The organism is Ruegeria sp. YTSC192, assembly GCF_059609705.1.
Map to the genome: position 1 here is coordinate 195,875 of NZ_JBXWMG010000003.1, position 13,385 is coordinate 209,259.

A 13,385-nucleotide genomic window follows, 5' to 3' on the forward strand; every position below is an offset into this window, starting at 1 on the left:
GACCATGATGACCGATCTTTATCAGTCCCAACGCGCCATGCGGCAGATGCGCAGACAAGCAATGCAGCGGGGCGTCATCGCCATTCTCGACGTAGGTAGCTCGAAAATCTCGTGTCTTGTGCTGCGCTTTGATGGCACCGGGCGGCTGAGCGAGGATAACACCATCGGTTCGATGGCCGGGCAAACCGGGTTCCGGGTTATTGGCGCGGCGACCACCCGCTCGCGCGGGGTGCAGTTTGGCGAAGTCACGGCCATGCAGGAAACCGAGCGTGCGATCCGCACTGCCCTGCAAGCCGCGCAGAAGATGGCCGATATCCGGGTCGATCACGTGATCGCCTGTTTCTCGGGCGCGAACCCGCGCTCCTACGGTTTGGACGCGCAGGTCGATCTGGAAGGTCAGCTTGTGACCGAGGCCGAGGTTGGCCGTGTTCTGAACGCCTGCGATGTGCCCGACTACGGCGCAGGGCGCGAGGTTCTGCATGCGCAGCCGGTGAACTTTGCTTTGGACAATCGCTCGGGCCTGATCGACCCACGGGGGCAGATGGGGCAGTCTCTGGCTGTCGACATGCATATGCTGACCGTCGACGCGATTGCGATCCAGAACATCGTCCGTTGCATCAAGCGATGCGATCTGGAGCTCGCGGGGATTGCGAACTCGGCCTATGTGTCGGGCATCTCGGCGCTGGTCGAGGATGAGCAGGAGCTGGGCGCGGCCTGTATCGACATGGGCGGCGGGACCACCAGCGTGTCGATCTTCATGAAGAAACACATGATCTATGCCGATTGCGTGCGTATGGGCGGGGACCACGTCACGCAGGATATCTCGATGGGCCTTGGCGTGCCAACCGCCGTGGCCGAGCGGATCAAGACATTCAATGGCGGTGTCCACGCGACCGGAGCCGACGATCGCGATCTGATCGACATCGGCGGCGATACCGGCGATTGGGAGCATGATCGCCGCACCGTCAGCCGGGCCGAGCTAATCGGGATTATGCGCCCTCGGGTCGAAGAGATTCTGGAAGAGGTGCGCGTCCGTCTGGATGCGGCTGGATTCGAACATATGCCCAGTCAGCAGATCGTTTTGACGGGTGGAGGTAGCCAGATCATGGGGCTCGACGGCCTTGCGACCCGCATTCTGGGTCAGCGCGTCCGCCTGGGCCGCCCGCTGCGCGTTCACGGCCTGCCGCAATCTGCGACCGGTCCGGGCTTTTCCTCGGCCGTTGGTCTCAGCCTGTTTGCGGCGCATCCGCAGGACGAGTGGTGGGATTTCGAAATACCCGTCGACACCTATGCCGCGCGCCCGTTCAAGCGCGCCGTTCGGTGGTTCCGTGACAATTGGTAAAGCCCTGCGCTGCGCCTTGTGCGTGGCGCTGGCACCCGGCCTCGCCTCGGCGCAGTCTGTCATTGCACCCGAGACGTTTCTGGATGCTGTGCTGGGCAAAACGGTGCAGTTTCACGAAATCCGCAGTGGTGATCTGGTAGGAACCGAACAGTTCCTGAACCGCAAAACCTCGGTCTGGCAGATCGAGGGTGGCGGATGCGTCTACGGTCAGATCACGACACCGAATGGGCAGATATGTTTTCTCTATGATGATGATACCGACGGCATTCCGGTCTGCTGGTGGCCATTCGAATATCAGGGCCGTTTGATGGTTCGGCTGGCAGAGCTGAGCAATGGTGAGATTCAAGAAGTGCGCAGCATGACCGAACACAGCCTGAATTGTCCAAGTGCCCCGATCAGTTGAAAAACACCTTGCGGAGCCCTGATTTATCCCTAAAGATATCCACAGGACCCGTCAGAGGTCTTGCGGCAGGACATTGAGCAGTTTTCCGCAATAGTTTTGGTTCGAATTCAGGGCGTGGCGCATGAGTCGTTCATCGCTCGGATATCCCGTGTCTAGTAGTGATCCGCGTTGTTTCCGCTATATTTGGCGAGACCTGCGAAATGCCGCCGGTCATTGCCATATTTCGTCCATATTTTGTGGAATCGCGTGATTTTTGACGTGACCTTTACGCATCACATCGCTAAAATCGAAGTCGGATAGGTAAAGAAAAACACCGCTTTGGCGGAACAAAAATACAGGCGGACAGAGCATGACATTGAATCTTTCGATGCCCGGGCACGACGAACTGAAGCCTCGGATTACAGTATTTGGCGTTGGCGGTGCGGGCGGCAACGCAGTCAATAACATGATTGAAAAGCAGCTGGACGGCGTTGATTTCGTTGTCGCGAATACCGATGCGCAGGCGCTGCAGCAAAGCCAGTCCTCGGCGCGGGTGCAGCTGGGCGTGAAGGTCACTGAAGGGTTGGGGGCAGGGGCCCGTCCGACCGTTGGGGCGGCCGCCGCCGAAGAAAGCATCGAACAGATTGTTGACCACCTGGCGGGTGCGCATATGTGCTTTATCACCGCTGGTATGGGCGGCGGCACCGGCACGGGCGCCGCACCGATCATCGCGCAGGCCGCGCGTGAACTGGGTGTGCTGACCGTCGGCGTTGTCACCAAACCCTTCCAGTTCGAAGGGGCCAAACGCATGCGTCAGGCCGAAGACGGTGTTGAAGCGCTGCAAAAGGTCGTCGACACGCTGATCATCATTCCAAACCAGAACCTGTTCCGTCTGGCCAATGAGAAAACCACCTTTACCGAGGCGTTCTCGATGGCGGATGACGTGTTGCATCAGGGCGTCAAGGGTGTGACCGACCTGATGGTCCGCCCGGGTTTGATCAACCTCGACTTTGCGGACGTGCGCGCCGTGATGGACGAGATGGGCAAGGCGATGATGGGTACCGGCGAAGCCACAGGCGAAGATCGCGCCATTCAGGCGGCAGAGAAGGCCATAGCCAACCCGCTGCTGGACGAAATCAGCCTCAAGGGTGCGAAGGGCGTGTTGATTAACATCACCGGTTCGCATGACCTGACCCTGTTCGAGTTGGACGAAGCCGCCAACCGCATCCGCGAGGAAGTAGACCCCGAGGCGAACATCATCGTTGGCTCGACACTGGATACCGCGATGGAAGGTGCGATGCGCGTTTCGGTCGTCGCCACCGGCATCGACGCAAGCGAGAAAGCCTCGGAAGAGCCAGTCGCGCGCCGTTCGATGTCCGAACCTCTGACACGCACTGTTTCCGCTGAAGAGCCGGTTCAGGAAGAGGCGCCCGTCGCAGCCGAGGCCGCGACGGTGCAGACCGAAAACCGCGAACCGTCTCTGTTCGAAGCCGCAGAAGAACCGGCCCCGAGCCAGTTCCAGCCGCGGGTAGAACAGGATGATGATGGTCTTCCGCCCCCGGCCTATCAGCCGCGCGTGGCCGAGTTCGAGCCGCAGCCGGAACCAGTGGAAGAGACCCCTGAAACCTATACCGCGCCACATCAGCATTCTGCCGGCACCCCCTCGCCCGAGGCACTGCAACGCCTTCAGGCTGCCGTTCAGAATGTCCCCTCGGCGGCGCAGCGCCTGACGGCCACCCGGCCACAGGAACCGGCGCCTCAGTCGCAGGCAGAACACGAAGAGCGCCCCCGCTTCGGGTTCAATCGCCTGATCGACCGGATGACCGGCCACGCGGCGGATACGCCTGCGCAACCGCCGCGTCATCAGCCGCAAATGCGCCAGGCTGACGCTACGGCACCTGCACAGGAAGAGGCTGATCCGGATCAGGATCGTATCGAAATTCCGGCCTTCCTGCGCCGTCAAGCCAACTGATCACGGTAACAAAATCATCGCAAAGGGTCGCCAAACGGCGGCCCTTTTTTCATTATTTACAGTGACTTAAATACCCCTGAGCAGGGTTTTGCCGATCTGTCACATACATGTTTCATTCAGTTGCAAAGAGTGAGTTGAGCCTGCGGGGCCTCTTCCTTAACTCAGGGTCCAACACAGCCCGCATAGGCTGGACATCACGCTCTGAGGCCCAATTTGCAACATACGCTCAAATCTCCGGTTACGTTCAACGGCGTTGGACTGCATGGCGGTCAGCCTGCGGTCATGGTTCTGAAACCGGCGGCTGCCGGTCACGGGATCTGGTTCAAACGGACGGATATTGAGCTGGGCAATGCGTTGATCCCTGCAGCCTACGACATGGTCGAGCGCACACAGCTTTGCACCCGTCTGGTGAATGAGGCCGGTGTTTCGGTCTCGACCATTGAACACATTATGGCAGCGCTTGCCGGGTGCGGAGTTCACAACGCCCTGATCGAAATTGATGGGCCCGAGGTTCCGATCATGGACGGATCCTCGATCGACTTTGTGCGCAGCATCATGGCGAAAGGCGTTCGCCGTCAGGCCAGCCCGGTTCTGGCCTACGAAGTGCTGAAGCCTGTGACGGCGTCTCGTGAAGGGGCCAGTGCCTCGATCAAGCCTGCGGACGGGCTGATCATCGACTTCCATATTGATTTCGAAGACGCAGCCATCGGCAACCAGACAAAAACGCTGGACATGCGCAATGGGTCCTTCGTGCGCGAACTCAGTGATTGCCGCACCTTCTGCCGCCGGATCGACGTTGAGACCATGCGCGAGAACGGTTTGGCTTTGGGCGGGACGCTGGAAAACGCTGTGGTCGTTCAGGGCACCGAGGTCCTGACCCCGGGCGGTTTCCGCCACGCGGATGAGGCGGTGCGCCACAAGATGCTGGACGCGCTGGGTGATCTCTATCTGGCAGGCGGTCCGATTCTGGGCCACTTCACCGGTGATAAGTCGGGCCATTCCATGACCAACACGCTGCTGCGCACACTGTTCGAGACGCCCGGCGCCGTTCGTCCGATCCTGTGTACCCCCGAGCAGGCCGCCCGTCTGCCCGGCCAAGGCCTGATTGCCGCCGAAATCCCTGCTGTCGCCTGATCTGATCAACTCTGACGACATTTCCGCCAGCGGGTGGATAAGGCGTTTTGCACCGGAATTTTCTGTGCTAGACCAAGGCTCGATCCGGTTTGGATCCTGTAAGTAAGACGACAAGGATGAGCGGTATGGTTGGCAGCAAAGCGGCAGTCAGATTCGCAAGCGCGATTCTTCTGGCAGCAGTTTTGAGCGCCTGCGGCAACGCAGGGGGCCTGTTCGGTAACAAAGGCGCGGACCGGGATCAAAACCTGGAAGGGTTCACGCCGGAACAGATCTACACGCGCGGTGAATATGAACTATCGCAGAATCGCTCGGACGATGCGGCGTGGTATTTCTCGGAAGTCGAGCGTCTGTATCCCTATTCCGATTGGGCCAAACGCGCGTTGATCATGCAGGCGTTTTCGTTCCACGCCGACAAGAATTACGAAGAAAGCCGTGCCGCGGCACAGCGGTATATCGACTTTTATCCGACAGACGAAGACGCGGCCTACGCGCAGTATCTTCTGGCGCTCAGCTATTATGACCAGATTGACGAAGTTGGCCGCGATCAGGGTCTGACCTTTCAGGCTTTGCAAGCATTGCGTACCGTGATCGAGGTTTATCCGGACAGCGAATACACCACTTCGGCCGTGTTGAAATTCGATCTGGCGTTTGACCATCTGGCTGGCAAAGAGATGGAGATCGGGCGCTACTACCTGCGTCAGGATCATTATGTTGCGGCCATCAACCGGTTCCGCGTCGTGGTTGAGGATTTCCAGACCACCTCTCATACCGCCGAGGCGCTGTATCGCCTGATCGAGGCCTACCTGTCGCTCGGCCTGTTTGATGAGGCGCAGACAGCGGGCGCGATCCTAGGGTACAACTACCAGTCTTCGGAATGGTATGATAGCGGGTACCAGCTGCTGACATCGCGCGGGTTGGATCTGAAGAGCCGTGGCAACAACTGGCTCAGCACGATCTATCGTCAGACGATCAAAGGTCAGTGGTTGTAGTCGCCATGTCATCAGGCTTGGGACGTTAAAGACCCGATGCTGCGCGCCCTCGATATTCGCGACATGCTGATCATCGACCGGTTGGAACTGACCTTCCAACCGGGTCTGAACGCGTTGACCGGTGAAACCGGGGCGGGCAAGTCCATCCTTCTGGATTCGCTGGGTTTCGTATTGGGCTGGCGCGGGCGGGCCGAGCTGGTCCGCCAAGGTGCTGCGCAGGGCGAGGTCGTGGCCGAGTTCGAACTGCCCGAAGGGCACCCCGCCCATGCCGTTCTATCTGAGGCCGGTTTGCCGGGTGGCGAAGAGCTGATCCTGCGTCGGGTCAACACGGCAGAGGGCCGAAAAACCGCTTGGGTCAATGATCGCCGCTGTTCTGGCGAAGTCCTCCGCGCTTTGTCGGAAACACTGATCGAATTGCATGGGCAGCATGATGACCGGGGGCTTTTGAACCCGCGCGGGCATCGTGTTCTTCTGGATGACTATGCTCAGGTCTCGGGCCAATTGGTCACGGTCCGTCAGGCATGGTCCGAGATGTCGCGCAGCCGCAAGGCACTGGCCGAGACCGAGGCCGCTTTGGCCGCCATGCGCGCAGAAGAGGAATTCCTGCGCCATTCCGTGGCTGAGTTGGACAAGCTTGATCCACAACCCGGCGAGGACGCAGACCTCGATGCCCGCCGCCGCATGATGCAGGGGGCCGAGCGTATTCGTGACGATGTCGCCCGTGCGTTTGACCTGCTGGGCGGTGACGGGGCTGAGGGGGCGATGTCGGACGCGGTACGCTGGCTTGAAGGCGTCTCAGACAACGCAGGCGGACAGTTAGAAGAACCTATCGCTGCGCTTGGCCGGGCCATGATCGAACTGGGCGAGGCGCAGGACGGTGTGAACGCCTGCCTTCAGGCGCTGGATTTCAACCCCGCCGAACTGGAAGCCGCCGAGGAACGTTTGTTCGCCATCCGTGCGCTGGCCCGCAAACATGATGTGGCACCGGATGATTTGGGCACCTTTGCCGATACGTTGCGTGATCGTTTAGGCAAGCTGGATGCAGGCGATGCCGATCTGGCTGACCAACGTGCCGCGGTCGAGGCGGCTCAGTCTGCTTATGATGCAGCAGCAGGAGACCTCAGCGCAGCGCGTCAAGCGGCGGCAGGGCAGTTGGATCAGGCTGTCATGGCCGAGCTTGCACCGCTGAAAATGGAACGCGCGGTGTTTCGGACCGAAATCACCACATCTGATCCCGGCCCCGAGGGTATCGATGCAGTGGCCTTTACAGTTGCCACCAATCCCGGCGCTCCGTCGGGGCCGTTGAACAAGATTGCCTCGGGCGGGGAACTCAGCCGCTTTCTGCTGGCGTTGAAGGTTTGCCTGTCCGGCGATGACAGCGCCCGAACCATGATCTTTGACGAGATCGACCGGGGTGTTGGCGGTGCGACAGCCGATGCGGTGGGCCGCAGGCTGGCGTCTCTGGCGCATGGCGGGCAGGTTCTGGTCGTTACGCACTCGCCTCAGGTTGCGGCGCGCGCGGCGCATCACTGGCGCGTGCAGAAGCAGGTTACCGATGGGCAGACGCTGTCCACGGTTGTGCCGCTGGCTGATACGGATCGTGTGGATGAAATCGCCCGCATGGTCTCGGGCGATACGATCACGGACGAGGCCCGTGCGGCAGCACGTGCTTTGTTGGAGGCTTAGCGCGTCTTTCGCGCAATCAGCGATGCTGATCGTCGCTATCTTGCTTTTCTCAGGTCGCGCCGTGGCTTACTAAGGGTTAAATGATGATCCCCGAGGGCCAATGACCCAATCAACCCGCACCATTTTGCGCAACCAGCTCAATCAGGCTCTGGCCGCGATCAAGGATGCATGGCGGGTGATGCGCCGCCGGGGGCCAAGCCAGATCCAGTTCTGGTTTATCGCTCTGGCGATCGGGATTGCCGCCGGGTTCATGGCCCTTGGGTTCCGCAAGGCGATCCGTGCGCTGCAGGCATATTTCTACGATACCGATGATATTCTGCTGTTGCACAGCCACGTCGAGACTCTGCCTTGGTTCATCGTGCTTATCCTTCCGATCATTGGCGGGGTAATCGTGGGGCTGATCCTTACGCGTTTCACCGATGATGGTCGGGTGCGTTCGGTCGCGGATGTGATCGAAGGGGCAGCGGTCAGCGATGGCCGGGTTGAGGCCAAGGCCGGAATCGCCTCGTTTTTCGCCTCGCTGATCACACTCAGCACGGGTGGATCCACCGGGCGGGAAGGGCCGGTCGTGCATATGGCCGGGGTCATTTCGACCTGGGTCAGTGACCGCATCCACGCGGACGGAATCACCGGGCGTGACCTTTTGGGCTGCGCGGTTGCAGCTGCGGTTTCGGCCAGTTTCAACGCTCCTATCGCTGGTGCGCTGTTCGCGCTTGAGGTCGTACTACGCCATTTCGCAGTCCACGCCTTCGCGCCCATCGTCATTGCCTCGGTCGCGGGGACGGTCATCAACCGGCTGGAATATGGCGACGTCACCGAGTTCACGCTGGACACGCCCGGTTCGCTGCAATTCTACGTCGAGCTGCCCGCCTTCCTGATCCTCGGGTTGATCTGCGGGCTGGTCTCGTTGCTTCTGATGCGCTCGATCTTTTTTGCCGAGGATATCGGTAATCACGTTCAAAGCCGTCTGTCCCTGCCGGGATGGCTGCGCCCGGCGGTTTCGGGTGCGATGCTGGGCCTTCTGGCGATCTGGTTCCCGCATATCATTGGCGTGGGGTATGAAACAACAATCCGGGCCCTGACCGGCGATCTGGTCCTGACCACGGCGATTCTGTTCGCGGTTCTCAAGACGGTGGCCGTTGCGATCACCATGGGTGGGCGCATGGGGGGCGGGGTTTTCTCACCAGCGCTGATGATTGGGGCACTGACAGGATTGGCCTTTGGGCTGATCGCGACCGGCTTGCTGCCGGAGGTTTCGGGCACTCACACGCTTTATGCCTTTGCCGGTATGGGCGCCGTGGCGGCGGCGGTTCTGGGCGCGCCGATCTCGACCACTTTGATCGTGTTCGAACTGACCGGAGACTGGCAGATCGGTCTGGCGGTGATGGTGTCAGTGTCGATGTCCACGGCCTTGGCCTCGCGCCTTGTGGACCGGTCTTTCTTCCTGACCCAGTTGGAACGTCGCAACGTGCATCTGGCGGCGGGACCACAGGCCTATCTTCTGGCCATGCTGCGCGCCGGGGCGGTGATGCGACCAATTGGCGCTGCGCGCTCGATCACCAAGGAGGAAGCGCGGGCACTGATCCAAAAAGGTCTCTGCGTCAAGGCAAGCGCGACGCTTGAGGCGGCGATGCCCTATTTCGACCGCGATGACATTCCGTGTATCCCGGTGATCGTCATGGACGAAAACGGGTCGGAAACGCCGGTTGGCGCGCTCTATCACATCGACGTTCTAAAAGCCTACAATCGGGCGCTGGCGGCGACAGCGGCCGAAGAACACTCCTAGCCGCGATACACGCTGGCCGCGTCGCCCAGATAGTTGTCCCAGGCAAACCAGTACGAGATATGCCCGGCCACGCGCGGCAATTGCGTGCCATCCGGCCCGATCAGCTTCTCTTCGGACAAGGTCCATTTGCGACCGCTCTCGTCGATCAGGCCACTGTCTGATGCTGTGAAGCGGTGGCCTGCACGCTCGTAAGCGCGCACTGTCCGGCGGTCCGGGTTGCCGATCAGAACCAAGGGTCGATCCGAAATCGCATCGTTGATCACGCGGGTCCGGTCGAAAGCGTCCAGCGGCCAGGCCCGCGCAGCGCCGAACTGGCGGATGGTGAAGATATAGTCCTTCTGGCGATGTTCAGACTGATCCACCAAAGCCGGGAACATCAACTCGGGCGAGGCAAAATATTCGTTGTACACCACACCCGAGCCATAATTGCGCCGGTGCCCAGTGCTGAGAGACAAGACACGCGTGTCAGGGTGCGAGGTTTTCCAGCTGTCCCAGGTCGTGATCACCACGGGGCGCTGCTTCAGCTCGATCCCGCTGTCCACCAGAGGGCCGACCACGGGTTTGCCGGTATACTGGTTCCACAGCGAATGTGTCTCGCGATCGAACATCAGTTTGTTCGAGCGATACAGGAACCCCGAGGAACCGAAGACAAACGGTTTCCGCCGCCCCGGCACTTGCGTCTCAAACAAGATGCCCGACCCGCACAGGGTGCAATAGGCCAGCGCCACCGGCACGCCGCCGATCACCTCGTTGAACATCTCGTGCCAGCCCATGATCCGCAGCGGGTAGGCACGCACGTCACCATTGATCGAGACCCCAAAGACCAGGTCATCCTCTTTCAGATAGTCGGCGTCCGAGGCCGAGATCAGCGTCGGATTGTCCAGCGAAGGGATGCCATCCTTGCGCACGCCGCCCCAGGTGATCTCCTCCAGCCGGATCTTCATCCGCTCGCGCTGCAGGTATTCGGGACGCAGGAACAGGTCGAAATTGTCGTCGATCCGCAGCAGGACCTCGCGCTTGAACGGGATCAATGAGGGGTGGGGGACGATCTGAGGGTTCTGCTCTTGCCAGAGCATCCAGTCGAACCAGTCGGTGCCAAGTTGCTCGCCGGTCAGGGTCTCCATCACCTCGACAATGTCGTCTCGCCGCCGGTCGGTGAAACGCATGGCGGTCAACAGGGCCGGGACCACGTCCGGGTTCCCGCGCTGAACCAGAAAGGCCATCTTGGCCTCGAAATCGGTGCGACCGCCGCGCAACGTGCTGTGCAACGCGTCCAGCACAGGGTCTTCCTGCGCCCAGCTTGCGGCAGGTGCCAGCGCGTTGGCACCGACCATTCCGACAAATTGGCGACGAGAAACAGACATGGAACCCTCCGATCTTTTTCCCGCATAGTATGAGGGCAAACGCACCGCCATGCATGAAACAGCTGCGTGATTGGCACGTGATCACCCTCAACCGTTGACTTGAGGCGCAACGTTTTGAAAACCGACAGGGTATTTTCCAAGCAGCTTCGCCATGGCAAATCCCAAGACCCTGTGTGCCGGCCGTGTCTGCTCTTGCTGTTTTACGGAACCCTCTGCAATTTGATGATCAACTCGCTCAGGGGTTTTTCCTAGTCGTCGGACTGGGATGATGTTCATGGGTGATCAGCGTCTACCCGATGCTTTCCGTCAGCCTGACTTTGACGATCAACAGGCTGCTTGGCAGCCCTATGGATACCGGGGCACGTGTTTTTCTGCTGACCGGAATGGCCCTTGCCGACTGTCTGCCGGCGACCTCAGCTTTGTCAGTATTGCTTTGGTTGCGGTGACCGTTCTGGTCGCTAGCCGTCCACGGCCTGGTGCGACCTGATTTTGCGCGAACGGTCCTAGATCTGTTCGACCTTGACCGAATCAACCGGATAGAAAGCCAGATAGTCCTTGAGTTCCGCCGCTTCTTTGCCGGGTGCCTCAAAGCTCCAGGCCGCGTTTTCGGTGACCGAGGATTTGTTCACGATCGAAAAATGCGTGGCATCGCCTTTGTGCGGGCAGTGGATCACCTTGTCCGTGCGGTCAAGGAAGGCCATCGCAATATCCGATCGGGGAAAGTAGATCACGGGTTCCAGATCACCTTCGCGCAACTCAAGCGCGTTCGAGCTCTCGCCCAGAATGGCTCCGCCGGAACGGATGCTCCATTTGCCGGGTGCTGCGGTGATCGTGATTTCAACCATGTCTTTTCCTTCGATTTTTTGTCAGGGCCTCTCCTTTGCCCAATTTATGTGACAGTCTGATGTCAGACCGGCGCAGTTGCGGCATCCAACCACAGTTGCGCGGCTTCGCCCAGCCTTGGCCTGATTTTTTCCGCAACTTTGCGGTGATAGCTGTTTAGCCAATCCCGTTCCTGTGCGGTCAGCATGTCGACCAGTATCAGGCGACGGTCAATGGGTACATAGGTCAGCGTGCGCCACTGCAACATGGCCCGTTCCGCATCGCCGTCGGGCAGAGATGGGGCCTCTTCAACGACAATCAGGTTCTCGATCCGAATGCCAAACGCGCCCTCGCGGTAATAGCCGGGTTCGTTCGACAGGATCATGCCCGGCTCCAACGGCACATGGCTGACCCGCGACAGGCGCTGCGGGCCTTCATGCACGCTCAGATACGCGCCGACCCCGTGACCGACGCCGTGATTGAAATCCTGACCCGCCTGCCACAGAGGCGCGCGCGCCACACATTCGATATCGCGCCCGGCCAATCCAATCGGCCAGCGCAGCATCGACATGGCGATCATGCCCTTCAACACTCGCGTGAAACAGGCCTTCTCGGCCTCACCAACCTCACCGATCGCAACAGTTCGCGTGATGTCGGTGGTCCCGTCCAGATATTGCCCGCCGCTGTCCAGTACCAGCAGATGACCATCCTGCAGGACGCTGTCGGTCTCTTCGGTCACGCGGTAATGCATGATCGCCCCGTTGGGACCTGTTCCTGCGATGGTGTCGAATGAGATATCCTGCAGGGCATTGTCGCGCCTGCGGGCCTCCTCCAAACGGGTCACGACCTGCGTTTCGCTAACCTGTCCGGGCGTTTGCTGATCCAGCCAGAACAAGGTTTCGACAACGGCAACAGCATCGCGTAAATGCGCCTCGGCGCTGCCTGCGATCTCGGCCGGGTTCTTGCGTGACTTGGGCAGAGCGCAGGGGTCGCCACCGTCAACCATCCGGTCGCCAAGTGCGTCCGCCACAATCTGAGGCACAGTGCCCGGATCGACTTGAACCTTACCTTCTAGGGCAGCAACGGCGTCCAGAAACCCATCAGGCTCATGAACCGAAACCTGAGGACCCAGATGTTCTCCCACTTCGCCTAGTTTTGCTGCAGCCATGAACAGATCGACACGCCCATCCGAATGCAAAATGGCAAAGCCATGGGCGACCGGGTTGTAAGCAATGTCCGAGCCGCGAATGTTCAACACCCACATGATCGAGTCGGGTAGCGTGACAACGGCAGCGCTTCGTCCACCGTCACGCAGGCCCGCAGCCAGACGAGCAATCTTGCTTTCAGCGGTTTCCCCGGCAAATTCAATGGGATGTGCCTTGACCGGGTTCATCGGAGGGGCGGGCTGATCTTGCCAGATACGATCCACCAGGTTGGCACAGCGCACCAGCTCAATCCCGCTTCCCTCAAGGTCTTTCTGCACGGCTTTGACCTGCCCTGCAGCATGAAGCCAAGGGTCAAAACCGACCGATCCTCCGTTCGGTAGCTGCTGCTTCAACCAGTTCCCCAGGCTCACATCAGGCCACGGTACCGGAGTGTAGTCATCGGCCACCTGAGCCTTGACCTGTGTGCGGTAACGTCCGTCAATGAAAACCCCGGCCACACCCCGCAGCACGGCACAAAACCCGGCCGAGCCGGTGAATCCGGTCAGCCATGACAGCCGTTCGTCCCGAGGGGCCACATACTCACCCTGATGCGCGTCCGCACGCGGCACCAGAAACCCGTCCAAACCTTCGCGCTCCAACTCCTGCCGTAAAGCAGCCAATCGCGGTGGTCCTTGTTCGGGCCGCGCTGTAACCTCAAAAGACTGGAACATGTCTGCCTCCCTCAAGCCAAAGTGTGGTGCTA

10 protein-coding genes are annotated in these 13,385 nt (G+C 60.2%); 7 read left to right on the forward strand and 3 right to left on the reverse strand.

Translation table 11 applies throughout. From position 1 onward, the window contains the following. Nucleotides 1–7: 7 nt before the first annotated feature. The 7 genes from ftsA to AC2FD8_RS06530 all read left to right on the forward strand — a co-directional run bounded on the left by ftsA (nucleotide 8) and on the right by AC2FD8_RS06530 (nucleotide 9,291). A complete protein-coding gene (gene ftsA, locus AC2FD8_RS06500) occupies nucleotides 8–1,342 on the forward strand; it encodes a cell division protein FtsA (protein ID WP_170375007.1) in 1,335 nt (444 codons plus the stop codon). After that, nucleotides 1,329–1,745 carry a hypothetical protein gene (locus AC2FD8_RS06505; RefSeq protein ID WP_496854646.1) on the forward strand — a complete coding sequence of 139 codons (417 nt, stop codon included), beginning with the start codon at nucleotides 1,329–1,331 and terminating at the stop codon, nucleotides 1,743–1,745. Before ftsA ends, AC2FD8_RS06505 begins: the two co-directional genes overlap by 14 nt. A 349-nt stretch (nucleotides 1,746–2,094) precedes the next feature. Further along, nucleotides 2,095–3,696, forward strand: a complete 1,602-nt coding sequence (gene ftsZ / locus AC2FD8_RS06510) for a cell division protein FtsZ (RefSeq protein WP_496854647.1) — start codon at nucleotides 2,095–2,097, stop codon at nucleotides 3,694–3,696. A gap of 213 nt (nucleotides 3,697–3,909) precedes the next feature. After that, nucleotides 3,910–4,830, forward strand: a complete 921-nt coding sequence (lpxC, locus tag AC2FD8_RS06515) for a UDP-3-O-acyl-N-acetylglucosamine deacetylase (protein ID WP_496854649.1) — start codon at nucleotides 3,910–3,912, stop codon at nucleotides 4,828–4,830. A gap of 125 nt (nucleotides 4,831–4,955) precedes the next feature. Continuing rightward, nucleotides 4,956–5,819: an outer membrane protein assembly factor BamD gene (locus AC2FD8_RS06520; protein ID WP_496854651.1), complete on the forward strand. Its 864-nt coding sequence runs from the start codon at nucleotides 4,956–4,958 to the stop codon at nucleotides 5,817–5,819. A 36-nt stretch (nucleotides 5,820–5,855) separates the two neighbouring features. Next, nucleotides 5,856–7,505, forward strand: coding sequence for a DNA repair protein RecN (gene recN / locus AC2FD8_RS06525; RefSeq protein WP_496854653.1), 1,650 nt, complete (start codon nucleotides 5,856–5,858; stop codon nucleotides 7,503–7,505). Nucleotides 7,506–7,605: 100 nt separating this feature from the next. After that, nucleotides 7,606–9,291, forward strand: a complete 1,686-nt coding sequence (locus AC2FD8_RS06530) for a chloride channel protein (RefSeq protein ID WP_496854654.1) — start codon at nucleotides 7,606–7,608, stop codon at nucleotides 9,289–9,291. Here AC2FD8_RS06530 and AC2FD8_RS06535 read toward each other — a convergent pair. From AC2FD8_RS06535 to AC2FD8_RS06545, 3 genes are all read right to left on the reverse strand, one after another. Further along, entirely contained in the window at nucleotides 9,288–10,655 is a 1,368-nt protein-coding gene (locus AC2FD8_RS06535; RefSeq protein ID WP_496854656.1) for a DUF3179 domain-containing protein, read from the reverse strand. The two genes, AC2FD8_RS06530 and AC2FD8_RS06535, sit on opposite strands and share 4 nt — an antisense overlap. A gap of 503 nt (nucleotides 10,656–11,158) precedes the next feature. Next, a complete protein-coding gene (locus tag AC2FD8_RS06540; RefSeq protein WP_496854658.1) occupies nucleotides 11,159–11,500 on the reverse strand; it encodes a DUF427 domain-containing protein in 342 nt (113 codons plus the stop codon). Between the two features lie 62 nt (nucleotides 11,501–11,562). Beyond that, nucleotides 11,563–13,353: an aminopeptidase P family protein gene (locus AC2FD8_RS06545; RefSeq protein ID WP_496854660.1), complete on the reverse strand. Its 1,791-nt coding sequence runs from the start codon at nucleotides 13,351–13,353 to the stop codon at nucleotides 11,563–11,565. Between the last annotated feature and the right edge of the window lie 32 nt (nucleotides 13,354–13,385).